This window comes from Ichthyenterobacterium magnum, assembly GCF_003610635.1.
GTDB lineage: Bacteria > Bacteroidota > Bacteroidia > Flavobacteriales > Flavobacteriaceae > Ichthyenterobacterium > Ichthyenterobacterium magnum.
Map to the genome: position 1 here is coordinate 120892 of NZ_RAQJ01000005.1, position 24129 is coordinate 145020.

Genomic DNA, 24129 nt, shown 5'->3' on the forward strand with positions numbered 1-24129 from the left:
ACTATACTCTAAACTAATTTTATGTATACAAGACGCATATTTCCTGTAGGAGGTGTAATAAAATGGACACGTCGACATATTTTTTTGTTCCTTATTCTTGCTACTATTCCAGTTTTATTATTTGATTTATTTGGATTTAAATGGTTGCATGTGCCATGGTTACCACTTGGTGTTTTAGGTACTGCCGTAGCATTTGTTGTCAGTTTTAAAAATAATGCCTCTTATGATCGATTGTGGGAAGCTCGAAAAATTTGGGGTGGCATTGTTAATGCATCTCGAACGTGGACTATTATGGTCAAGGATTTTATTAATAATGACCATAGTAAAGAGAAGCTCTCTAAAGATGAACTATTTAAAATTCATAGAGAACTAGTACATCGTCATGTGGCTTGGTTAACTGCTTTGAGATATCAATTAAGAGCCGATAAACCATGGGAGCAACATTTAAAATCTGGCAAATCTAATAGAGAATTTAGAGAGAATTATTTTTTGGTATGTGAAGACACTATACCCATAGAAGATGCCATCAAAGGCTATATGTTAGAAGATGAATTTAAAGAAGTATTTGCTAAAGGAAATAGAGCCTCTCAACTTTTAGGTGTGCAATCTCGACGCTTAAAAGAATTAATGCAACAAGGGTTTATTGAAGATTTTAGGCATATGGAACTGGCTAATATGCTCAAAGAGTTCTATACGCTTCAAGGAAAAAGTGAACGTATTAAAAACTTTCCTTACCCAAGACAATTTGCTACTTTGAACTACTTATTTGTATGGATTTTCATCATTCTTTTACCTTTTGGAATTATGGAAGGTTTTGAGTCCATTGGAGAGCACATTATAGAGGATTTAGCAAATCACGAATCACATTCATCAACTTTACATAAGATTCAGGAATTTATTGCGCAACATTTTGTTTGGTTTTCAATTCCGTTTAGTACCATGTTAGCTTGGGTGTTTCACACTATGGAAGCTATTGGAGAGAATACAGAAAACCCATTTGAAGGCGGACCAAATGATGTGCCAATTACTGATATGAGTAGAGGTATTGAAATAGATATTAGACAATTAATTGATGATACCGATATTCCTGAACCATACAAATGGAAGAACGATATAGTGATGTAGTTATTCAATAATAGTCCTGAATGTTAAATTAATTCTGGGCTTAGTTGTAAGTTTAGTAGGAGGTAAACGATGGAGCCAATATGTTTGAGTTTCACCTTTCATGACTAACAAACTTCCGTGTTCTAATGTAAGGCTAGTTTTTTCTTTAGTTGATTTGTGCTTAAAAGCAAACTTGCGTTCCGCACCAAAACTTAGTGATGCAATGGCTCCGTTTTTCTTTAAATCTTTTTCGTCATCACTATGCCACGCCATACCTTCACTTCCTTCATGATATAAGTTTAGCAAGCAAGAATTGTATGTGTGTTCCGTTTTTTCTTCCGTAAGTTGTTTTAATATTAAAAGTGTTTTAGTCCAAGGTAAGGCCAGTTTTGTAGTATTGGAATATGAGTACTCAAAAGGTTTTTCACCATACCAAGCAACTTTCCGTTTGGTGATTATACGCTTTCCAAACATAATAGCTTCATCGTTTTTCCATGCAATCGCATTTAGTAAGTCATCATAATAACGATTAGCCTGAGTTAACGATAATAGTTTCCCGTAATAAAGAACTGTGCCATCTTTGTGGAGTAAGTTTCTTGGCTCATTATTATCTGGGTGAAATAAATCTATAACGAAAGAGCATTTAAAATAGGTTCGTATTCTTTGAAACGATGCGCTCTAATTGGTCTTATATAAGGTTCAGTATTAAAGTAGAGTAAAAGGCAAGGTGAAATTTTCTTATACTTATTAACGTATTCAAACTTAATAAGTTCGTTGTTTTTAATACGCTGTTTTATTTTGTTATGATATGGATACATGGCAATTTTAATATTCTATAAAGATAATAAACTGCATCTCTTTTTTACATACTATATTCTGAAAGTGGTTTAGTAAACTTTTCTGGATCTGCAGCTAAATGATATCTTGGATCATCAATGTCTTCAATAATGACTTCCTTAAACTTAGGATTAGCTTTATACATTAAAATTTTACAGTCTTTACTTAAATGTTTTAGTTTAATGCTTTTGCCTTCGGCTTCATATTTAGTTACCAAATTAGAAATGGCTTCTAAGGCAGAGTGATCACTTACGCGAGATTCAACAAAATCAATTTCTACATTTTGAGGATCGTTTTTAACATCAAATTTTGCATTGAAGTTTTGAATAGATCCAAAAAATAAAGGTCCCCAAATTTCATATGTTTTTGTACCATTTGCTTGAATACGTTTACGTGCTCTAATCATTGTAGCGTTTTTCCATGCAAATACAAGCGCAGAAATTATAACACCAGCAATAACTGCAACTGCAAGGTCTTTCCAAACAGTAATTGCAGAAACTGCAATTAGAACTAATGCATCAGATAACGGTATTTTTCTTAAAATTCTAAAGCTTGACCAAGCAAACGTGCCAATCACAACCATAAACATTACACCCACTAAGGCAGCAATAGGAATTTGCTCTATTAAAGGCGCACCAAACAGTACAAAACAAAGTAAAGCAACTGCAGCAACTGCTCCAGATAATCGTCCACGACCTCCAGAATCTACATTGATGATGGATTGCCCAATCATTGCACAACCGCCCATACCTCCAAAAAGTCCATTTAAGATATTTGCGCCACCTTGTGCGATACATTCTCTGTTTCCGTTTCCTCTAGTTTCTGTCATTTCATCTATAAGATTCAATGTCATTAGTGATTCAATAAGCCCAACAGCGGCTAAAATAAATGCAGTTGGCAGTATTGTACTTAAGAAATTACCTTCTAAGGTTCCAAATAAACCAAAGATTTGGTCTTGAAATGTTGGTAATCCACCTTTTAAACCAGAACCGCCACCATCAGAGATAAAAGATCCTACGGTGCTAACATCTAATTTCCCTAAAATAGTAATAGCCGCAACAACGATTATTGCTGTTAAAGCTGCAGGAATTTTTTTAGTTAATTTAGGTAAGCCAAACATAATAGCCATAGTTAATGCTACTAAACCTAACATTGTCCATAGCGCATTGCCAGACATGAAAACCTGTTCGCCGTTAATATTTTCTTTAAATAAGCCTAATTGAGATAAAAAAATAACAATGGCTAAACCATTAACAAATCCCATCATTACTGGATGCGGAATAAGTCGTACAAACTTTCCTAGTTTAAAAACACCAGCTAGTATTTGAATACCACCAACAAAAAGTAAAGTTATAAATAACCATTGTAGACCAAGGTTATCGATTGGAGTGTCTAAATTTATACCAACCTCATTTCCTTTTTGTATAAGGTGAACCATAACAACTGCCATAGCACCTGTTGCGCCAGAAATCATTCCTGGACGGCCACCAAATAGAGCGGTTATGATTCCCATCATAAAGGCACCATATAGACCTACCAAGGGATCAATACCAGCAACAAATGCAAATGCTACTGCTTCTGGAACTAAAGCTAGTGCTACAGTTAGACCAGAAAGAATATCATTTTTCGGGTTTTGAGTAAAGTTTTTTCGAGTTTTTTGACCTAATATCATAATACTTACGCTTAAAAGTCGGCAAAGATAAGCTTTTAAAAATGAAGTTAAAGGCTGATTTGGTTTTATAAAAAAAGCACCAATCAATTAGATTGGTGCTTTTTTAGCTATTAATCGTTGTATTTGTTATTGAGCTTGAGGCGGATATTTTTCCATTATTTTAGATACGAATTCTTTAATTCGTTCTTCTTTTTTATTCATGCTCTTGGTAAGGTAACCAGTTCCCATACCTTGCCAAACCAATTCTTTTTTGTTGGCATCAATAAGATCTATATACAGTGTGCCTTCTGTTGAAGAGGAAACAGTTCTATAGTTATTCCAATACCAAGGGTTCCAACCCCAACCATATCCATAAGGACCAAAACCATTGTCGTAAACATTTATTCTTTCTCTTGATTTTGTGAATATACTGACTAGCATATCTGGGTTTTGAGATTTGGTAAAGCCTTTGGCTAATAAGTCGGTTTCAATTGCACGTAAAATTCTGCGCTTGTCTAAATCACTTATTTCTGCTTTATCAATTCCAGTTTTAAAAAACGCAAAAGTTTTATAGCTGTTAAAGTTTGCGTCTTTATCATAATCTGCTGCAACCCTTACAGAGCTGCATGATGTTACTGCAATTAAAAGCAGTATTATTGGTAGTGTTTTTAAAATTCTTTTCATTGCTTTTTTATATAATGGTTATAACGAGTTTAATAAATCATTATCAACGTTGTTTGGAAGCGTAATTGTTAAATTAGGTTCTGCTTTCATGGCACGTTTGATTGCAAAGACAGCTTCTTCATTTCTTGCCCAACTACGTCTTGCAATTCCGTTATTAACATCCCAAAAAAGCATTGACTTTAAGCGTCTTTCTGCATCATTACTACCATCAAGAACCATACCAAATCCACCATTAATAACTTCGCCCCAACCAACACCACCACCATTGTGAATGCTTACCCAAGTGGCTCCTCTAAAACTATCTCCAATAACATTGTGTATTGCCATATCTGCTGTAAAACGTGATCCATCATAGATGTTTGAAGTTTCGCGATATGGTGAATCTGTTCCAGAAACATCATGGTGATCACGACCTAAAACTACAGTGCCAATTTTATTTTCTGCAATAGCATCGTTAAAAGCTTTAGCAATTTTCATACGTCCTTCTGCATCTGCATAGAGAATCCTGGCTTGTGAACCAACTACCAATTTGTTTTCTTGAGCGCCTTTTATCCATTGAATATTATCAGCCATTTGTTGCTGAATTTCTTTAGGGGAATTTCTCTTTATAGTTTCTAATACTTCACATGCGATAGCATCTGTTTTAGCTAAATCTTTGGGCTTTCCTGAAGCGCAAACCCATCTAAAAGGACCAAAACCATAGTCAAAACACATTGGTCCCATAATATCTTGTACATAACTAGGATATTTAAATTCTTTGCCTAATGTTGGGTTATCAGACATAACATCTGCGCCAGCACGAGATGCTTCTAATAAAAAGGCATTTCCGTAATCAAAAAAGTAAGTGCCTTTTGCGGTGTGTTTATTAATTGCTTTGGCATGACGTTTAAGAGTCTCTTGTACTTTTTCTTTAAACAATTCAGGCTTATTAGCCATCATATCATTAGCATCTTCAAAAGAAATATCTACAGGATAATAACCGCCAGCCCAGGGATTATGAAGAGACGTTTGATCACTACCTAAATCGATATGAATATTAGCTTCGTCAAATTTCTCCCATACTTCTACAACGTTTCCTAGGTAGGCTATAGAAATCGTTTCTTGTTCTGCTTTTGCTTTGTTAACTCGATTTACTAGCTGATTTAAATCTGTTATTTTTTCATCAATCCAGCCTTGATCTAATCGAACTTGAGTGATTTTAGGGTTTACTTCTGCACAAACTGTTATACAACCTGCAATGTTTCCTGCTTTAGGTTGCGCTCCAGACATGCCTCCTAAACCAGATGTAACAAATAGATTTCCTTTTGGTTCTTTTTTAATTTTTCTAAAGCCGTTTAAAACAGTTATGGTTGTGCCATGAACGATCCCTTGTGGCCCTATATACATGTAGCTTCCAGCTGTCATTTGTCCGTATTGCGTAACACCAAGAGCATTAAATTTTTCCCAATCGTCAGGTTTAGAATAGTTTGGAATCATCATTCCGTTTGTAACAACTACACGCGGTGCATCTTTATGTGAAGGAAATAATCCCATTGGGTGACCAGAATACATAACGAGTGTTTGGTCATCGTTCATTTCAGCCAAGTATTTCATGGTCAATCTATATTGTGCCCAATTTGAAAATACGGCTCCATTACCTCCATACGTAATTAATTCATGTGGGTGCTGCGCCACTGCATAGTCTAAATTATTTTGAATCATCAACATTATTGCTGCTGCTTGCTTAGATTGTGCAGGGTATTCATCTATAGGTCTTGCATACATTCTGTAATCTGGACGCAAACGATACATATAAATACGGCCATAAGTGTCTAACTCATTTTTAAATTCTGAAAGTAATTCTGTATGATGTTTTTTATCAAAATAACGCAAGGCATTTTGTATGGCTAGTTTTTTTTCTTCAGAAGAAAGACTGTCTTTTCTTTTTGGAGCATGATTGATGTCTTTTTCATAAGGTTTTGGTGCTGGTAATATATTTGGAATGCCTTCTAGTACTTGTTCTTGAAATGTCATACGATTTACTGAAATTACTTTTTTTTTACTGAATTTATTTTTTTATCAAAACCATAGGGGCAATGTCTACAACCACTCTCACAACAATAGCCTCGTTTTAAGTGATATTGCTCGGTAAAACAACGATAACCTTCTGGAGTAAGATAATAATCTCCTTCTTCTACAGGAATTTTGCTCTTCATTTTACAAAGATAATGTAAATTGGATTGATTTTTGAAAGGTATAGATTATGATTTTGATTTCGAAATATCTAGTGCCAAAAGGCTATATAGGAATTACTTTATTTCCTTTTGTTGTTTTAAAATCGAGTGTTTTAAAGTTTAATAAAACATTGCTGAACCATGAGAAGATTCATCTAAGACAACAATTAGAGTTGCTTGTGATTCCTTTTTATTTGTTTTATGCTATTGAATTTATTGTGCGTTTATTTCAATTTAAAAACTGGCATAAAGCCTATAAGAATATTTCGTTTGAAAAGGAAGCTTATAAAAATGAAAACGACCTTAATTATTTAAAATCAAGACCGTTTTTGGCGTTTTTTATTTATTTGTAACTAATACTTTAAAATTACTTTTTGAGTTTTTTGTTTACCATTATATAATGTAGCTTTTACTATATAAGTTCCACTTGGTAAAGTTCTTTTGTTAAGAGTTAATTCAGTTATATTAATATCTTTTCTGTCTATTAAAGTACGTCCTAAAATATCATAAACCATAATGCTATTTAAGGGTTCATTTTTAGATGTTACTTTAATGTAATTACCTTGTGGGGCAATGATGGTAATTAGATTATTAGAAAACTCACTTACTCCTAAAGTGTCATCTGTGTATTTTAAAATAAACCTATCGTTGAATCTACCAGCATCTGATGAGAAACTATAAGGATTCAGTTTTAAATCATGAACAATTCCTGTATAGGTGTCTTCTAAATAAATTGGCTGAGTTTCAAAAAAAGCATCTAAATGATCAATACCTATAGTGTAAGAATTTTGACCAGTAGCAACAAAACCTAAAGGTACTTCGTCTGTTTCTGTAAAAGGAAGTGGTCGTCCTTGAATAGCAAGAATTTTATCAGGTATTACTGAGTAAAATGTAACTGCATTACCACCAAAAGCTAGACCGTCTAGTCCTCGGTCCCAATCTAAAGAAGCGCCTTGAGCATAACCGATTAATATTTGACTAAACCCACCATTATTATTGCTTAAATTTAACCATAACCGATGCTTTTCAAAGCTAACACTACTAGTGCTGTTTTGTGAAGTATTAGAACTTCTTTGTCTAAAAAAGTTATCATTATTGCTAGTAACTCGCATATCATTATTAAACACAGCAGTTCCGTTATTGGTTGCGAGTATAAAAAAGCCTTGACCAGAAGCTATAAACTGGGTTGGGAATTGACCACCAGATAAAGCTTGGTCATAAGTGGTAGTAGCTCCCATATAGTTTATCTTAGCATAATCATCTGAGGTATAATTAATCCCATAATTACCATAAAAATAATCAGGATATGCAGCATCAGGTTCACTGTTATGCGTCCATAAATAAATTGTACCATCAAGAATTGCAGTATTGTCAATTGAAGGATTATTTGGGTCTATATAAGAAAGGAAATCTGTAATATCTATAGCTGACGGATAAGGGTTTGCAATTAAATTCCATTGATCATCCTCTGCAACAACTAATGGGCCACCAGGAAATACAGAAGTACCTATATTAGCATCAGTTCCCATTGTGATATTTACATTAACAGTTCCGTTTTCTGGAGTACCTACAAATTCAGCAGGATAAACAACGGGGTTTGAATTGTCATTTGTATGATTGCCAGGAGCTAAAACAGCATAGCCAACACCTGGTTTCATGTCTGTAGTTGTTGGATTCATCCACAGCCAATCTCCAGCTCCACCAGAGTTAATTGTTGGTCTCCAAGTAAAAAAACGATCAGTTGGTGTGAGAGGCGATAAATCATTTAACTTATAGTTTGAAGATTCGGTCACAGGTGAGCCCCAATATGTGTAGTCTAACCTTGTTATTGGTTGTGTGTCTCTTTTTATTTTTGCAATCCCTGTATTACTAAAGTTTTCTATTTGTAGTAAACTAGCGTTGTCTTGAATGTCAAAAACACCATTGTTATCAATGTTTATTGCTTCTTTAACTATTAAGTTTTGAGTAGTGAGTAGCTCTAAATTTCCAGTTGATTTTATAGTTAGGTTTTTTGCATAAGCATTATAATTTATTGATGGAGGTAAAGGAGGACCATTAGGTATTTTACAATTAGAAGGTATGATAACACAATTATCTATAGTTGGTATGCCGCTAGGAGCCCAATTATTTGCATTATTCCAATCTAATGATCCATTACGATTACCAATCCAAACTTTAGTTTTATTTTGAATAATAATTTTTTCACTTGTTAAGCACCCATTTGCAAGGGTTGCTTGAGCGGTAAACTCAAATTCGTCATCTTCTAATTGACCAGAATTATAATCAGGTTTTACATATATAGGACCAGCTATAGGAGTGTTAGGTGTATATGAGATGGTTGCTGCCAAATCTGTAAATACATCAACAGGAATATTACTTGTCCAATTAAATGCCGTAGTTGTAAGTGGTCTGTTTCCAAATATTTTAATGTTGTCAACTGCAGCTCCATCTACGTAGCTTCCATAGTAACGAATTCTAACTCTTATATTAGTTTCAGCTGGGTTATCTATATAGTTAGATAAATCAAAAGTTTGTTTTTCGAAGCGTGTACCAATACCGATGTCTGTTACATATCTGTTTAACTCAGTCCAATTATTTCCAGCAGCATTAGTGGCAACTTGCACAGAAACATAGTCATCACCAACATTTACGTTATCAATTTCATATCTAGAATAATATAAATCAAAGGTTAAGGTTAAATCTAAGAAATCTGCAGTTGAAGGATTTGTAGATGATGTTAATGAATTATGATGAGTGCCACTAATATCATATATAGCTAAAGCAAAATTATTATTATTTATACCTGATGAAATTGCAGGAAGCCAAATATCTGCATATGGACCAGCTACAGGGAATTGAAGTGTACTCTGCCTATTCGTCCAATTTGTAGCATTATTGCTAGCATTGTTCTCTATGTTAACAAATGAGCCTAATCCTGAGCCTTCAAAATCTTCATTTATTAGATAGACAAGTTCGCTATTTCCAGATGCAGAAACTTCAATAACATTATCTTCTCCACAAACTTCAGGAGATGTTGGTGTAAACTCTAAATCGGTTATTGGGCTTATAGTAGCAATTACAGGCTGTCTAACTAATGATTCACAACTATTTGTTGATACAGCTGCTACATAATATGTAGTTGTCGCAATAATATTTGGCGTTAAAAATGTATTTGAATGTTGAGCTGGATCAGCTGTACCACCTGTTTCTGTGGTATACCAATTGTAAGATGCTGTGTTAGCTGATCCACTAGCAGAAAGTGAGACTTGGCCAGGACCACAATTTTCACCATCTGTAACACTAGTTATAATTGCATTACAACTAGGAACAACAGTAAATATATAGTCTTCTGTTTCACTTCTAGATAAATAGCCACATGGACCAGGGTTTGCACCATATTTTATTCTAATACGAATTCTATAATCTCCCACAGCTTGACCAGCAGGGATAACAAATCCAAAAGTAGTAGATAAAATATTTGTACCTCCAGAACTATAAACTAATTCTCCAGGATTATCAAAAACTCCATTTCTATCCCAATCTACCCAAGCTCTAAAGCGACCTCTGTAGTTTTGGTCTCTAGCTTCTACAAAAACATTAATACCTTCCCCTTGGGCTTGTTCACATTTTGGAGAACGGTTGGTATAATCACCATAACCATTTGTTGCACGACCAGAATTAAGGTGTTCGGCTTCTTGTAATGTGCCTAAAAAACGAACATTATTAATATAGTAATTTGTATTGTTTGCAGACGGAGTGCAATATGTGTTATTTGTAGTAGTAGTACTAGCATTTAATGGGTTTGCGGTATTGTATAAAGGACCTCCAGTACAGTTAGAATTATATGAAAACACATAAAAATAATAAGTTGTATTTGTAGTTAATCCTGCAGCAGTAAATATATTATCATCATCTGTGTCTATAACTATATTACCAGCACCTACAGTATTGTTTCCGGGATTAGGAAATGATGTGTAAGTCGTTCCATTATTTGGTGTAGGTTGAACACCAGAAGTATTCATAACTACTAAATAATTATCTACAGCTGGATTAGAGTACGTAAAAGTACCGCTTATTGATGTTCCGGTAGCTGTTAAACTAAGAGGGGCTTGTGGTTGTACCGTTGGTGCAGAACAAGGAAGTGTGGGTGTAACGTTGATGCTGTAATCTTCAGCTTGACCAAAACTTCCTGATTGACAGGATCCGGTAACATAACTGTTAAATTTCATAATAACTCGCATTCTAGTTAAACCTAGTGTAGCGGTTAAAGGGGCAGTAATTGAATTGTTAAGAGTTACATTGTCTATACCTGTTGAATTTGTTATAGTTCCTATGTCATAGCGTTCTGTAGCGTTGTTTTCATAGATGCTATTCTGATTCCAATCTATAAAAACAGTAACGAAATAAGTGTTGTTTCCGTTAGTTCTACCTTTAACAGAGATAGGTGTTGTAGAACCTTGTTGAACTGTTGCTAAATCGCAAAATGATTCTAATGATGAACCACCAAGAGTATTTGTTGTTGTGTTATTAATATTATCAAATGTGACATTGGTTATTGGTCTATTACCAGTAAAAGATGGTTGACAATAGGTGTCGTTAGTAGTATATGTAAATCGTATTTGTCCATTACCTCCATCACCTCCATTTTCTGCAACAGTAAAAATTATAAGAAAAGTAGTAGCCTCTGCGCCACCACCGCCACCGCCAGGTGTTGTGCCATTAAAACCACTTCCATTGTGTACGCCGTTACCTCCAATTCCTCCATTTGGATTTGCCCCATTACCGCCATTACCACCAATACTTCCATTGCCATCTTGGCCATTTGTTCCGTCTGTATTTGTGTTTCCTCCACTCGAACCACCACCAGCACCACCATTACCACCTGGAGGAATGCCTCTATTACCACCATTACCACCATTAGCCGTAAGGGTTAAAATATTAGTGTCGCCACCATCTTGACCATTACCAGTGCCTCCAATTCCACCAGCACCAATAGTATAGTTTATAGCTTGGCCAGGCGTTACAGTAAAAACATCTGTAGTGTAACCGCCACCGCCACCGCCACCGCCATGACGACCGTTTCTATTACTACCTCCACCAGCTCCACCAGCTCCCCAAGCTTCTATTGTAATAGAAGTTACGTCACAAGGGACGTAAAATGTGCCAGCTCCAGGAGTAGAAATAGTTTGAGTAGTTTGTGCAAAAGAGCAAAAGCTTATTAATATCACGCTTAATATCGAAAAAAGTGTTTTTTTTGTCATAATTCTTTAAATTTAAATGACTTGCAAGAATATTTTTGCAACGTGGGGAAAGCTATATGCTAATTAAATTTAGGTAAAAATATTGTTATTATAAAAAATAATAAACCATTAGCTTAATTACTCGTTGAAGTGTCTTAAAATCAAGATAAAATCTTTTTTTATACTTGATAATCAGTTGTTTGAAAAGGATTTGGTGCTTTTAAAATTATTAGTTTGAATCAAGAAATTTATATAATAACTAAAATCTAACTAATATTTTAAAATTACTTTTTGAGTTTTTTGTTTACCACTATATAATGTAGCTTTTACTATATAGGTTCCTTGAGAAAGTGCCTTATTATTAATTGTGAATTCTCCTATATTAATGTCTGTTTTGTTAATTAAAGCACGTCCTAAGACATCATAAACTGTTATGTTGTTTATTGGTTGGTTTTTAGAAGTTACTTTAATATAATTACCTTGTGGCGCGATAATAGTAATTGTATTGTTATAAAACTCATTTACTCCTAAAGAATCATCTGTATATTTTAAAATGAACCTATCGTTGAATGTGCCATTTTCTATGGTGAATGAATAAGGAGATAGTCTCAAATCATGAGTTATTCCTATTGAAGTATCTTCTAAGAAGATATTTTGATTAGTGTTTTCAAATAAACCATCAATAGTATTGATTGCAATTGAGTAGCTTCCTCCTTGTGAAATACGAATTCCTAACGGAACTCTGTCGCTATCTACAAATGGAAGCGTTCTTCCTTGAATAGCCATTTTGTCTTCATTAATTAAGGAGTAAAAACTAATTGGGGAATAGCCTAACTCATCACCATCAAATAATCGGTCTTTTTCATTTGTTGCACCTTCAATATAACCTACTAAAATTGAAGTTGCTTCGTTGTTTACAGTCATTAGGTCTAACCAGATTCTATGACGTTCTATAGTAGATGTGTCTTCATTTTCGTTAGGGCTACTTGCTCTATAAAATTGACTATTATTGTTTTGGGTTGTGTTACGCATAGTATTATTAAAAACAATATCTTCAGTTGTTCCAGTAGGTATGCCAGAAACATCATCACGCATTAAAACAAAAAACGCTTGACCAGCAGCAATATAGCCATTGAAACCTGGAGGATTTGGTCCTGTGAAGTTATTGTCTATATAATCATCACCATAATTTAAAGCAAAACTTTCATAAAAAGGACTAGGGAATGAACCTGGCGCATTTTGATGTGTCCATAAATGTATTGTGGCATTAATATTATTGTTTGCAGCAATAAAATCATCATAAAAAATAGCTGATGGATATGGGTTTCCTACTAGATTCCAATTATCATCATTGAACGTAGCACTATTTATTATGCCACTGTCTCCTGTGTAAGGTGAAATATCTGTTGATAAGTGTGTGCCACGTGAAATAGGTTGTGTGATTACACCATTGTTTGGTCTGCCTACAAATTCTGTGTTGCTGCCTGTTAAAGCAGGCGTTTCTGGAGTAAGTGCAGCACCAGAAAGATTCCTTACTATATAACCTAACCCAACATCCATAGGTTCGTTTACGGTTGCGTTTCTCCAATCTCCATGATGTCCAATTCCTCCATCTATTGGTTGAGTTGGTAGCCATTTCCAAATTAAACTCAATGGTGTATTTGGTGATATTGATTGCACATTAAAGTTTTCGACTGGAGATGACCAATACACATAGTCTAAAGAGCTTAGATTTGGAACTCTACGTTGCATATTAATGTTACCTAAATTAGTATTTGTATTTGGGTTTAAAGCATTTTCTGTAATTTGTACTAAACTAGCACTGTCTCTTAATAATAACATGCCATTGGTGTCTACATTAACCCAATCTGTTACTTCTAAAAATGTGTTAGACTTTATTTCTAAGAAACCATTAGCTTCAATAGTTAAGTTTTTTGCAAAAGCTGGAGTTGGAGGTAGTGGAATCCCAAGTAGGTAATTAACATTCGCATTAGGAGAATTATTATTACTAAATGTAGGGTTTGGAATTACAACACAATTGCTACTGGTAGGAACTCCTGAAGGTGTCCAATTTGATGCAATGTACCAATTTGTTCCATCTGCAACATTGGATCCATTCCATATTTTTTTATTGTGAGTTACCGTAACTGTATCTGTACAACTATTTTGGTCTGTTGCTGTATAAGTTTGTACGCCATTTGGGGCAGCATAAACCGTATCTGTAAAACCACCAGTATAAGATGTTGTTAGACTAGTATCTGTATATAGTCCGGTTGTTGGTGACCAGGTAATTTGAGGTGTAATAGGTGTACCATTTGCAGTAATAGCAACGTTGTCTATTGACCACGTTAATATTCCGAATGATTCTCCTGTAAATCTGAATCTAACATATAAATTAGTATTGCCATCATGACTAGAAAGATCATGGTTCATTGCAGTTGAAGGGACATCAGCAGATACATTAATTATCGAATTTCGAATAGTCCAATTTGTATTATCTGTTGAGGTTTCTACATATACTGAGTATGAATATGTTGTACTCCAGTGATTTAATGCTTGTCTATAATCTAGTTCTAAGCCAGATTCTCCTGTGATATTAATTTGTGGAGATGATAAAGTCCATGTTCCGTTATCAAATGCTGAATCCCAATCTAATACGGCTTCATTAGCATTGCCTCCTGCATTTGTAGAGCCAGCAATTCCCCATGTTGTGTTAGTAGTTGCATTAACGATATTCCAACCTGTAGGTAAACCTACATTATTAAAATTTTCAGAAAAAATAGTAGTACGACTAGATGTTGGTCCGCCAGTTGTTGCGACTAATTCTGTATAGTCCAAAGAACAATCATCAGCACCTAATGGAGAGACTGTATCTGTAATACTTAAATTACAAGTACTTACACATGTAATATCAGCTGCCCAACCACTAGATTGTAATGAAAAATCACTGTCAAATACAAAAGTCAATGCTCCAGAAGGGTCAGTTGAAGTAAAGGAGCCTGGGTTCGCTGTGCCAGCAAATGTGCCTATTAATGGGTAAGTAGCATCAGGTCCATCATAAATTGATAATTCATCACAACAAGATTCTGTATCAAATGCAGTGAAAGTTACAGTAATGGTATCGCCAGGATTATCAGGAGTAAAAGTTGTGGTTTGTAGTTCATTAGCAGAATAATTGCCACTAGCTCCACCGCTATCATAAAAAATAGAGCCACAAACTGGTTGTGGAGAGCAAGTTACATTGGCTTGCCAACCTGCAGCTACTCCTGTTGAATTACTTGTAAATACAAATGTTAATGCACCAGAAATGTCGGTAGAGATAAATGTTGATGGAGCTGTTGTGACGTTTCCTAGGTTGTTGGAAGCTATGCTTGGTCCATCATAAACTGTTAATATGTCACCTGTAGCAAGGTTAAAGGTTGTAAAGTCAACCTCAACGCGTTCACCTATTATTGTTGGATAAATAGTAGTTGTTTGATTTTCGTTATCAGAATAATCTCCACTTATTCCTCCACTATCAAAAAAGGTGTCACCACAAGATATGTTAAGCCCACATGTAATGTTTGCCGCCCAGCCACTATCTTGAAATGAGCTGTCACTACTAAATACAAATGTTAAGGTTCCTGAAGAATCTGTTGATGTAAAAGGACCTGGGATTGTGTTTCCTGCAAAAACTCCTAATAACGGATATGTTGAATTAGGTCCATCAAAAACATATAAATCATCACAACATGACTCAGTGTTAAAAGCAGTAAAATTTGCAGTAACTACATCACCTGGGTTGTCTGGGTAAAAGGTTGTTGTTTGAAATTCATTACTTGAATAATCACCACCAGAGCCACCACTATCATAAAATATTGTTCCACAAGTTGAAGGTGATGGCGGCGATTCGCATGTAATATCGGCTACCCAGCCAGTTCCAACATTACTATCATTATCCGAATTAAATTCGAAAGTTATAGCTCCTGTTGGGTTACCAGTTGTTGTAGAATTGAATGTTGCTGGCAAGCTAGTAATTGTTCCTATAATTGGGAACGTATTATTTGGACCATTATAAACAGTGAAAGTATCGCCAGTATCTGGAATATCAATACTTGTAAAGTTAACGGTAACGGTTCCGCCTGTAAAATATGGATAAATTGTTGTAGACTCATCTGTTGAATAAGGACCTGCTATGCCTCCTTGGTCAAAGTATTGACTGCCACAAACAGGAACACTTCCGCATGTGGTTGTACCATTACCTCCAGTTTGCTGGAAGTTGATAGTACCTTGGTCTCCATCATAATTAGTTATTAGTACGACATAAATTTCTCCTTGTAGAGCATTTAAGATACTCATGGTTTCATAAGGTGCGGCATCAAAACTACAATCTGAAATGTTATCTGTAGTGTATGGATAAAAGCTAGGGTTTTCTGTGTTATTTGGACAAGTGGGACAATCGGTATATGCTATATTTGCATTAGCATCTGCGAGATCTGTAAATGGACCCCATGCAATAAAATCAACATCAATAGGTGTATTGCCAGTATCTTGTTGATTGATTGTAAAAATTAGATCACCTGATTGATCTATCTGTAAATAGAAATATGCTGCATTAGGTATAGATCCTAAGCATCCAACCTGAGTATTATCTGTTCCTCCAAAAATATTGTTAAATGTAAGCTGTGAGGTTCCTGAGCAAAATTGTTCTGCACCAGTGATGTTTAAACCTTGAGCATTGCTTTGTATGGTAAATAGAATTAATAGATTGTATAGTATAATTTTTTTCATAAAAACTTGTGGTTATAAATCATAAAAAACTAGAAAACTGCCATTTTGTAAAACTTGTACAGTTGCTAGAAGTGTCGGTGATTTTTGCTCTCCACTTTAAGCATTTAGAGTTTAAGTCTCTATAGGTTAAATTTAAGTTTCCAGTATTACTTCGATAAAAATTATCAATTGATTTAATGATTTTCTTTGATCTATTAGTTCCCTCTAATGCTTTCCAACAACTGTTTAAAGGCTGAATTTCTATAGATAAACTTAAAGTGTTTTTGTTCGATACTTCTGAAAAATCCCATGATATATTAATATCTTTTGTTATTGAGTTTTTAATATCTATGACATCTGTTTTAAAAATGTAATTTTCAGTACAATTAGAAATAGTTTGAGAGCTTATACTATTAATGCTCAAAAAAAAGACAAATACAACTAAGAGTAAGGAATGTGAGTTTTTTATCATAGCCTTAAAAATTAGCCATAACATTAATTACATTTTTGTAGTGTGTAAAATAATATATTACCTTATCGGTAGATGAGAGGAGTAAGACTTCTAATTTAGAAAAATAAATCTATTTTTAAAAATAAATTAAGGTATTAATATAATAACTCGATAAAGTGTTAAAAAATCAAAATAAAGTATCCTTTAGAATTGATAACCATCTATTTTTAAAACCTGAATATTTAAATCACCAACTCATTTCTGGTAATAAATATAGAAAGCTAAAGTATAATTTAACCGAAGCAAAACGTTTAAAAAAAAATAAGTTATTAACTTTTGGAGGCGCTTACTCTAATCATATTTCTGCTGTTGCTGCAGTAGGGAAAGAGTTTGGTTTTAAAACAGTTGGTGTTATTAGAGGTGAGGAGTTAGAAAATAAAATTAAAGATAATACAACACTTTCTTTTGCTAAAGCATGTGGTATGAAGTTTAAGTTTGTTAGTAGAAATGAATACAAAAAGAAAACATTTGATGATTTTATTGAAAAACTAAAAGATGAATTTGATGATTTCTATTTAATCCCTGAAGGTGGTACAAATCATTTAGCTATAAAAGGATGCGAAGAAATTTTAAATAACACAGATAAAGAGTTTGATTATGTGTGTTGCCCAGTAGGAACTGGCGGAACAATTTCGGGAATAATAAACTCTAGTCATTCTAATCAAAAAATTCTTGGATTTCCAGCACTAAAAGGTGACTTTTTACGAGAAGATATTAGTAAATTTGTAGCGAAACAAAATTGGAATCTAATTACAGATTATCATTTTGGAGGTTATGCTAAAATAAATAAAGAATTAATTAGTTTTATTAATCAGTTTAAAGAGGATTATAACATTCCGTTAGATCCAATTTATACAGGAAAAATGGTGTTTGGTGTTTTGGATTTAAAGCAAAAAGGATATTTCCCAAAAAACTCAAAAATTTTAATCATTCATACTGGTGGACTGCAAGGTATTGACGGAATGAATAGTGTATTACAAAAAAAGCAAATGCCTTTAATTGTTTAAAAATATATGAAACGAGCATGCTAAAAAGTTTATCGCCTAAGAGAGTGATTAAAAGCGAACAGCATGTGACCGTTAAAGAATAATATATATAACACATGAAAAGAATACTTGTTATTTTAGTTTTTGGATTGCTACTTATAGGTTGTAAATCAAAAAAACGTATTGTAACCAAAAAGAAACCGAATAAGCCTGAAACCGAACAAGTTTCTACTAAATCTGAGAGTTCAAACACTAACGAGGTAGTTGCCTCATCTCCAGTTAAAAACTCTAAATTAAACGCTACCGAAACGTATATAGCAAATTATAAAACAATTGCTATGATAGAAATGCGTAAATACAAAATTCCAGCAAGTATAACTTTAGCTCAAGGAATTTTAGAATCTGGGTCTGGTAAAGGGCGATTAGCAGTAAAAGCTAATAATCATTTTGGGATAAAATGTCATGGATGGAAAGGAAAAAAAATATATCATGATGATGATGCGTCTCAAGAATGTTTCAGAAAGTATAATCATGCCAAATCTTCTTTTGAAGATCATTCAAAATTTTTAACTACTCGCAGACGTTATTCAAAATTATTTCAATTTAAACAAGACGATTATAAATCTTGGGCAAAAGGCTTGCGAGCAGCAGGATATGCTACGGATCGTAAATACCCTCAAAAATTAATTAGTTTAATAGAACGCTATAAGCTTTATGAATATGATGCTAATGTTTTAGGAAAACCTTCTGAACGTATTCCTGTTAAAAAGAATAAACATCAAGTTGTAAAAGGGGATACATTATATTCCTTATCTAAACGATATAATATTTCAGTAGAAGATTTAAAGCGACTTAATAAATTAAAAAATAACGATTTAAACATCGGACAAACACTCATTATAAAATCTAATTAATTCCATGTTATATAAACGTAGTAGTGCTTTATTTAAGCAAGCAGAACAAGTTATTCCTGGAGGCGTAAATTCACCAGTTAGAGCATTTAAAGGTGTTGGAGGCACGCCAATTTTTGCTAAATCAGCAAAAGGAGCTTATGTATTTGATGAAGATGAAAACAGATATATAGATTACATTAATTCTTGGGGGCCAATGATTTTAGGTCATGCTTTCGACCCAGTTGTAGATGCTGTTATTGAAAAAGCTAAGCAAGGAACATCATTTGGTATGCCTACAGAGATTGAAACTAAAATTGCAGAATTAGCAGTTTCTATGGTTCCAAATATAGATAAAATACGTTTTGTAAATTCTGGAACAGAAGCATGTATGAGTGCAGTGCGTTTGGCAAGAGGTTTTACAAAAAAGGATAAAATTATAAAGTTTGCTGGTTGCTACCATGGGCATAGTGATGCCTTTTTAATTCAAGCAGGAAGCGGAGCAATTACTTTTGGAACTCCAAATAGTCCTGGTGTAACTCAAGGTACAGCAAAGGATACATTGTTGGCTAGATACAATGATATTGAACATGTAAAACAACTTATTGAAACTAATAAAGCAGAAATTGCTTGTATTATTATAGAACCCGTTGCTGGTAATATGGGTTGTATTCCTCCAAAGAATGATTTTTTAAAAGCATTGCGAGAGTTGTGTGATATGCATAATATACTTCTTGTTTTTGATGAAGTTATGACTGGATTTAGGTTAGCTAAAGGAGGCGCGCAACAGTTGTTTGATATTAATGCAGATATTGTTTGTTTTGGTAAGGTAATTGGAGGCGGTTTGCCTGTTGGTGCTTTTGCTGCTCGTAATGAAATTATGAGCCATTTAGCACCACTTGGCCCTGTATATCAAGCAGGAACTTTAAGTGGTAATCCGTTAGCAATGGCAGCAGGATTAGCAATGTTAACAACACTTAATAATGATACAGAGGTTTTTGAACGATTAGCTAAAAAAACTGAATACTTACACAAAGGATGTGCAGAAACCTTAAAAAAGAATAATATTGAACACACTATAAATAGAGTTGGGTCAATGATATCTATTCATTTTACTGCTGATGAAGTTGTAGATTTTGAAACGTCGGCAAAAGGGAATAATGATACTTTTAAAGCTTTTTTTCATGGGATGCTAAATGAAGGTGTGTATATCGCGCCAAGCGCCTTTGAAACATGGTTTATTAGCGATGCTTTGTCTTATGATGATTTAGATAAGACTATTGCAGCAGTAAATAAAGTAACACAAAACTTATAAAATAAAAAAGCGGCTTTAAGCCGCTTTTTTATTTTATACTATAATAGCTATTTATAAGCCTCTGCTCTAAACGCTTTTAAATAAAAGCTAAATTGTTCTTTTGATAATAATTCCTTTAAAGTGTTGTCTAAATCTGAATCTAATTTTTGCATTGCTTCAGCATTAGTTTGTGTTTCTCTATTGATATTATATGTAGCCTTTAAGTAAACTCTATAAGCTTCATATATGCCGTCTAATTTGCTTTTTTCTAAACCAATGTTTTGAGCTTTAAAAGCACTTTTTATTGTTTTGGTTTTTTCAATCGCAGTTTGGTTAATCTGAGAAGGACTTTGTGCGTTTACTTCTTGCACATTAATTAGCATAGTTATAGCAAAGAAGCAAAGGGTAATTAATTTTTTCATCATCTAAATTGTTAAATAATTTTGAATGACTAAATTAATGATTTTTTGTTAAATAGAAGCAATAAAAAAAGCACCGATTTTTAAATCAATGCTTTTTGCTAACAAAAACTAAATCAACCAACCAAAATTAATGTCTTTTGTTATGTGCTTTCATATGTTTCTTTTTCCCTTTTTGCGAATGACGTTTGCTTTGCATTTTTTCAAATTTTTCAAATTGTTCAGCATTTAATATTGTTTTCATTTTTTGTTTTGTAGCAATTTGATGATCTAATCGCTCGTTCATCATTTTAAGCTTTTCATCTTTTGATGGTTTTTGCATTTCTTTGCCTTCCATCTTTTTTTCTCTTTCTGCCATTTTAACCTTTTTTGCTTTAGCTTGTTCTAAATTTAAGGCGTGAATCTCTTTTTGTTGTGCTTTAGTTAGATCTAAATGTAAAGTCATTTTTTTTGTTTTAAGTGTAGCTATTTCTTCGGCAGAGAAATCTTTTAGCATTTCTTTTCTTTCATGCTTGTCTCCTTTTTGATGATCTCTTTTTTTGTCTTGAGCAGAAACTTGTAATGTTACTAAAGCGATTGCTATTAGGATTAATTTTTTCATTATATAACTGTTTTTATGTTTGTTGCTTCTTTGACTTTTTTAAACAACTAAGGTTTAATTAGTTTGTTAGTTTTAACGCCTTATTAACGTTTTTACTTTTTTTAATTAAGTTTAAGGTTGTTGTATATAATGGTTTGTTTTCCATTTTACTTTTTAGCCAAGCATAGAAACTCATAACAAATATGTCTTCACGGTTGGCTTCAATCCATTTAAAAGACTGTTTGACTTTATCTTTAAATTCTATGGAAGTGACATCTTGAGGTTGCTTGTAGTAAGACTCAACTAAGTTTAAATAGGTAATGACGCGTTTTTGATTAATTTGTTTTAAATATTTGTAATAATTACGTTTGAAGCTTAAAAGACGAGATTCTACCAAGTCAATATTTTGTAATTCTATATGTAGTATGATTTCGATAAGATTTTTTTTAATAACCCATTCTTTTCCTGCCTTTTCTGTGTACCATTTGTCTGTGTGATAAAATTTAGAAAAAATACCTTGTGCTTTTTTGTATTCTTTTTTTTGAATGTAAAACATGACTAAGCTTAAGTAAATGTCTAATAAAGATTCGGTATCTGCATGTTTAGGTATTTTAAACAATTCAAGCAGTTCTATAGCTTTGTCTTGCTGGTTACTATAGTTAAGATTTAAGCCTTGTAGCAAATTGTATTTAAGTTTAAAGCTGTTATAGTTTTTTTTTTGTTTTGTTTGCATTTGCTGGTGCATCTCATGTAAATATAGCATTGAGGCTTTAAATTTTTTATTCCTAAATAAAGTATTAGCAATCATATATAATACCTCTATGTGATAGAACAGCTGCTTGTCAATACTTTTGTGGTTTTTGATAGATTTGTAGGTGTTAATCAAAAAGGGTTCAATCTTTAAATAGTCGTTAGTTACAAAAGCAGAAATGCTAACAATAGTCATTAGTTGGTATAGTGACTTAAACGACATAGATTCAGTAATGTTAATGTTGTGTTCTTTTAAAGTGTTGTTTAAAAGTATTTCAAAATCGATAACCTCACCTTTATAAGTAATGTCATTAAGTGTTTGTCTAATCTTTGCATAAACAATATTAAGTTGGTCTTCTAGAAAGTGGTTTTTTTGATTGGCTTTAAAAGCGTTTATAAGTTCATCTATATTTATAGATGGATTTGTGTAAGCGTATTGAATTTTTGTGTGATATATTTCATTTAAGATAGGGAATAGGTGGTGTTCCTTTGCTAAGGTTTCAGCTTTGTCTAGAATTTTATATGCTACTATTGGTTTTTTGTGTAATAAGAATGTGCGCGAAGCCAAAATGTATTTTATAATCTGCATATCTATAGAATTCTCCTCTTCCAAATTTATATTAGCAATAAAATCAATGAGTGATTGGTAAAGTCTTTTACGAAGCGCATGATAGGCTCCTTTTTTATTGTTTTTGTAAAGTTTTTGACAGATAGCTGTAGATGACAATTCTTCTTTTGTTAAGAGTTTAAATAGCTGAATGTTTTTAGTGTCATTTCGTTTGTTTTTTTTCTCCAAGTAAGATATGAAACGCTGTTGCTCTTCATTTGAAAAAGTGGAAATAATAGCTTCTATATTCATTATTTAATCGTCAGTATAAATTCAGTTATGATATTAAATATAGTAATTAATACTAATAATTATAAGTATATATCGTCAGTTTTTAATTAAAAGTGTGTTTGGCTTATGCTTGAATAGTTGCAGATTTGCCTTGTAATCATCAAAACAAAACAAAATGAAACAGTTTATTAAAGTCACATTATTTATAGTCGCTCTTAGTAGTATTGTAATCTATTCTAAAACCATTTCTAATGAAATCATTAAAAGCTATAACCAATGTGTTTCATACATGGCAAATAATACGGTTAATAGTTCTACAGTATTAGGGATTTAATATGAGACTCAAGCAAGTAAATATGGCATTTATTGTCACTATAGCAATTTCGGTTGTTGTATTTATGTATTTTGTGTTTTTAGGGTACGACGAAATAAAAACGTTTAAAGATGTGATTAAAATAATAGCATCTATTTTGTTTCCGCTACCAATGTTATTTTTTGTTCGTTTTATTTTAATTGAACATTTTTTACCAAAAAACACAGATGAGTATAAATTAAAAAACCAACAGCCAGCAACTATTTTATTGGTGTTGGCGGTAGTAATAGGAGTTGCTATTATGCAACTGATAGAGTATCTCACAAATCAAAAGTTAGAAGACAATCTCATATTTGCTCATCTCATTAATTCAACCACAATTAGTAGCTATGTGCTTAACTATATTATATATAACAATTTAAGAGTTAACGGAATTTTAAGCGGAGTTTTATTGGCATTAGCAACGCATGTATTCTTTTTATCCACATAATTAATATAAAGTTTAATCATCAAAAATTAAAATTATGAATCCAATTATTCAACATTCAAAACCAAAAAGTAATTCTAGTAAAAGAGAGTTGTTGTTTACGTTTCAATCTATTATTGTAACTGGTTTATTAGCTTTTACAACTATTGCATTTTTTTTCTATAATGATTTGTCGATAGTAAAAGGGATTAAAGTCATTTTTGCTCCTTTTTTATCAGTTGTTCCTTTGTTGTTTATTCTCTCCATTCTTAGAGATTTAAGAAAAGGATTTGTTGAAGGCAATTATAGTAAGAATCAAATTATTAAGTTCTGTTTAATTACAGTTGGAATTACTATTGCTTTTACAGGAATTACTTTTTTACTATCAAAAATTGGCGCGTTAGAAATTTTATTAGCGGCCATTATTGCAATATTGAGCACCGTTTTCTTCTTAAAAAGCAAGATTAAAGATATTTTAGGAATGAGTATTGTTACAGGAATTGCTGAAGGTATCATCGTTTATATGATTTTTTTGTTTTGATGATTGGTTAGTTAACCCAAAACCTCGTGGTTTTTTTTGAATTGCGAGGTTTTAAATTTATTG

At 33.0% G+C, this 24129-nt stretch carries 19 protein-coding genes; 8 read left to right on the forward strand and 11 right to left on the reverse strand.

Annotated features, from left to right (window positions below; all coding sequences use genetic code 11):
* The first annotated feature begins 21 nt into the window (after nucleotides 1-21).
* Nucleotides 22-1125 carry a bestrophin family protein gene (locus BXY80_RS11920; RefSeq protein ID WP_120202232.1) on the forward strand — a complete coding sequence of 368 codons (1104 nt, stop codon included), beginning with the start codon at nucleotides 22-24 and terminating at the stop codon, nucleotides 1123-1125.
* On the opposite strand, the gene BXY80_RS11925 is transcribed toward BXY80_RS11920, so the two are convergent.
* From BXY80_RS11925 to BXY80_RS13960, 5 genes are all read right to left on the reverse strand, one after another.
* The gene (locus tag BXY80_RS11925; RefSeq protein ID WP_120202233.1) at nucleotides 1126-1734 is read right to left on the reverse strand and encodes an alpha-ketoglutarate-dependent dioxygenase AlkB family protein; all 609 of its coding nucleotides are present in this window, start codon (nucleotides 1732-1734) and stop codon (nucleotides 1126-1128) included. It lies immediately after the preceding gene.
* A gap of 232 nt (nucleotides 1735-1966) precedes the next feature.
* A complete protein-coding gene (locus tag BXY80_RS11935) occupies nucleotides 1967-3613 on the reverse strand; it encodes a SulP family inorganic anion transporter (protein WP_120202237.1) in 1647 nt (548 codons plus the stop codon).
* Between the two features lie 126 nt (nucleotides 3614-3739).
* On the reverse strand, nucleotides 3740-4276 hold the full coding sequence (locus BXY80_RS11940; protein ID WP_120202239.1) for a DUF4136 domain-containing protein: 537 nt from the start codon (nucleotides 4274-4276) through the stop codon (nucleotides 3740-3742).
* An 18-nt stretch (nucleotides 4277-4294) separates the two neighbouring features.
* Nucleotides 4295-6289: a urocanate hydratase gene (locus BXY80_RS11945; RefSeq protein WP_120202241.1), complete on the reverse strand. Its 1995-nt coding sequence runs from the start codon at nucleotides 6287-6289 to the stop codon at nucleotides 4295-4297.
* Nucleotides 6290-6303: 14 nt separating this feature from the next.
* A complete protein-coding gene (locus tag BXY80_RS13960; protein ID WP_162843311.1) occupies nucleotides 6304-6471 on the reverse strand; it encodes a DUF5522 domain-containing protein in 168 nt (55 codons plus the stop codon).
* A gap of 47 nt (nucleotides 6472-6518) precedes the next feature.
* Here BXY80_RS13960 and BXY80_RS11950 point away from each other — a divergent pair, with 47 nt between their 5' ends.
* Entirely contained in the window at nucleotides 6519-6842 is a 324-nt protein-coding gene (locus BXY80_RS11950) for a hypothetical protein (RefSeq protein ID WP_120202242.1), read from the forward strand.
* Here BXY80_RS11950 and BXY80_RS11955 read toward each other — a convergent pair whose 3' ends face one another.
* The 3 genes from BXY80_RS11955 to BXY80_RS11965 form a co-directional block, all read right to left on the reverse strand.
* Nucleotides 6843-11750, reverse strand: a complete 4908-nt coding sequence (locus BXY80_RS11955) for a GEVED domain-containing protein (RefSeq protein ID WP_120202244.1) — start codon at nucleotides 11748-11750, stop codon at nucleotides 6843-6845.
* A gap of 249 nt (nucleotides 11751-11999) precedes the next feature.
* Nucleotides 12000-16499, reverse strand: coding sequence for a CUB domain-containing protein (locus tag BXY80_RS11960; protein WP_120202246.1), 4500 nt, complete (start codon nucleotides 16497-16499; stop codon nucleotides 12000-12002).
* A 19-nt stretch (nucleotides 16500-16518) separates the two neighbouring features.
* Nucleotides 16519-16974 (reverse strand): hypothetical protein, encoded by a 456-nt coding sequence (locus BXY80_RS11965; RefSeq protein ID WP_120202248.1) that lies wholly within the window; start codon nucleotides 16972-16974, stop codon nucleotides 16519-16521.
* 131 nt (nucleotides 16975-17105) lie between these two features.
* Here BXY80_RS11965 and BXY80_RS11970 point away from each other — a divergent pair, with 131 nt between their 5' ends.
* The 3 genes from BXY80_RS11970 to hemL all read left to right on the forward strand — a co-directional run bounded on the left by BXY80_RS11970 (nucleotide 17106) and on the right by hemL (nucleotide 20180).
* Nucleotides 17106-17996: a 1-aminocyclopropane-1-carboxylate deaminase/D-cysteine desulfhydrase gene (locus BXY80_RS11970; RefSeq protein WP_120202250.1), complete on the forward strand. Its 891-nt coding sequence runs from the start codon at nucleotides 17106-17108 to the stop codon at nucleotides 17994-17996.
* A gap of 95 nt (nucleotides 17997-18091) precedes the next feature.
* Entirely contained in the window at nucleotides 18092-18889 is a 798-nt protein-coding gene (locus BXY80_RS11975) for a glucosaminidase domain-containing protein (RefSeq protein WP_120202252.1), read from the forward strand.
* Between the two features lie 4 nt (nucleotides 18890-18893).
* Entirely contained in the window at nucleotides 18894-20180 is a 1287-nt protein-coding gene (gene hemL / locus BXY80_RS11980; RefSeq protein WP_120202253.1) for a glutamate-1-semialdehyde 2,1-aminomutase, read from the forward strand.
* Nucleotides 20181-20227: 47 nt separating this feature from the next.
* Here the strand turns inward: hemL and BXY80_RS11985 are convergent, their stop codons facing one another.
* The 3 genes from BXY80_RS11985 to BXY80_RS11995 all read right to left on the reverse strand — a co-directional run bounded on the left by BXY80_RS11985 (nucleotide 20228) and on the right by BXY80_RS11995 (nucleotide 22767).
* Nucleotides 20228-20581, reverse strand: coding sequence for a hypothetical protein (locus BXY80_RS11985; protein ID WP_147376130.1), 354 nt, complete (start codon nucleotides 20579-20581; stop codon nucleotides 20228-20230).
* 127 nt (nucleotides 20582-20708) lie between these two features.
* Nucleotides 20709-21179, reverse strand: coding sequence for a hypothetical protein (locus BXY80_RS11990; protein WP_120202257.1), 471 nt, complete (start codon nucleotides 21177-21179; stop codon nucleotides 20709-20711).
* A gap of 58 nt (nucleotides 21180-21237) precedes the next feature.
* Nucleotides 21238-22767: a hypothetical protein gene (locus BXY80_RS11995; RefSeq protein WP_245977289.1), complete on the reverse strand. Its 1530-nt coding sequence runs from the start codon at nucleotides 22765-22767 to the stop codon at nucleotides 21238-21240.
* Nucleotides 22768-22921: 154 nt separating this feature from the next.
* Here BXY80_RS11995 and BXY80_RS13965 point away from each other — a divergent pair, with 154 nt between their 5' ends.
* The 3 genes from BXY80_RS13965 to BXY80_RS12005 are packed head-to-tail and all read left to right on the forward strand — an operon-like array spanning nucleotide 22922 to nucleotide 24066.
* Nucleotides 22922-23080 (forward strand): hypothetical protein, encoded by a 159-nt coding sequence (locus BXY80_RS13965; RefSeq protein ID WP_162843312.1) that lies wholly within the window; start codon nucleotides 22922-22924, stop codon nucleotides 23078-23080.
* A 22-nt stretch (nucleotides 23081-23102) separates the two neighbouring features.
* Nucleotides 23103-23549: a hypothetical protein gene (locus BXY80_RS12000; RefSeq protein ID WP_120202261.1), complete on the forward strand. Its 447-nt coding sequence runs from the start codon at nucleotides 23103-23105 to the stop codon at nucleotides 23547-23549.
* A 34-nt stretch (nucleotides 23550-23583) separates the two neighbouring features.
* Nucleotides 23584-24066, forward strand: a complete 483-nt coding sequence (locus tag BXY80_RS12005; RefSeq protein ID WP_120202262.1) for a hypothetical protein — start codon at nucleotides 23584-23586, stop codon at nucleotides 24064-24066.
* Nucleotides 24067-24129 lie beyond the last annotated feature (63 nt).

What these genes read in the sequence shown, in the direction of transcription:
- BXY80_RS11920 (WP_120202232.1), top strand. Translation starts at nt 22, where the DNA reads ATGTATACAAGACGCATATTTCCTGTAGGAGGTGTAATAAAATGGACA.
- BXY80_RS11935 (WP_120202237.1), bottom strand. Translation starts at nt 3,613, where the DNA reads ATGATATTAGGTCAAAAAACTCGAAAAAACTTTACTCAAAACCCGAAA.
- BXY80_RS11940 (WP_120202239.1), bottom strand. Translation starts at nt 4,276, where the DNA reads ATGAAAAGAATTTTAAAAACACTACCAATAATACTGCTTTTAATTGCA.
- BXY80_RS11945 (WP_120202241.1), bottom strand. Translation starts at nt 6,289, where the DNA reads ATGACATTTCAAGAACAAGTACTAGAAGGCATTCCAAATATATTACCA.
- BXY80_RS13960 (WP_162843311.1), bottom strand. Translation starts at nt 6,471, where the DNA reads ATGAAGAGCAAAATTCCTGTAGAAGAAGGAGATTATTATCTTACTCCA.
- BXY80_RS11950 (WP_120202242.1), top strand. Translation starts at nt 6,519, where the DNA reads ATGATTTTGATTTCGAAATATCTAGTGCCAAAAGGCTATATAGGAATT.
- BXY80_RS11955 (WP_120202244.1), bottom strand. Translation starts at nt 11,750, where the DNA reads ATGACAAAAAAAACACTTTTTTCGATATTAAGCGTGATATTAATAAGC.
- BXY80_RS11960 (WP_120202246.1), bottom strand. Translation starts at nt 16,499, where the DNA reads ATGAAAAAAATTATACTATACAATCTATTAATTCTATTTACCATACAA.
- BXY80_RS11965 (WP_120202248.1), bottom strand. Translation starts at nt 16,974, where the DNA reads ATGTTATGGCTAATTTTTAAGGCTATGATAAAAAACTCACATTCCTTA.
- BXY80_RS11975 (WP_120202252.1), top strand. Translation starts at nt 18,092, where the DNA reads ATGAAAAGAATACTTGTTATTTTAGTTTTTGGATTGCTACTTATAGGT.
- hemL (WP_120202253.1), top strand. Translation starts at nt 18,894, where the DNA reads ATGTTATATAAACGTAGTAGTGCTTTATTTAAGCAAGCAGAACAAGTT.
- BXY80_RS11985 (WP_147376130.1), bottom strand. Translation starts at nt 20,581, where the DNA reads ATGAAAAAATTAATTACCCTTTGCTTCTTTGCTATAACTATGCTAATT.
- BXY80_RS11990 (WP_120202257.1), bottom strand. Translation starts at nt 21,179, where the DNA reads ATGAAAAAATTAATCCTAATAGCAATCGCTTTAGTAACATTACAAGTT.
- BXY80_RS11995 (WP_245977289.1), bottom strand. Translation starts at nt 22,767, where the DNA reads ATGAATATAGAAGCTATTATTTCCACTTTTTCAAATGAAGAGCAACAG.
- BXY80_RS13965 (WP_162843312.1), top strand. Translation starts at nt 22,922, where the DNA reads ATGAAACAGTTTATTAAAGTCACATTATTTATAGTCGCTCTTAGTAGT.
- BXY80_RS12000 (WP_120202261.1), top strand. Translation starts at nt 23,103, where the DNA reads ATGGCATTTATTGTCACTATAGCAATTTCGGTTGTTGTATTTATGTAT.
- BXY80_RS12005 (WP_120202262.1), top strand. Translation starts at nt 23,584, where the DNA reads ATGAATCCAATTATTCAACATTCAAAACCAAAAAGTAATTCTAGTAAA.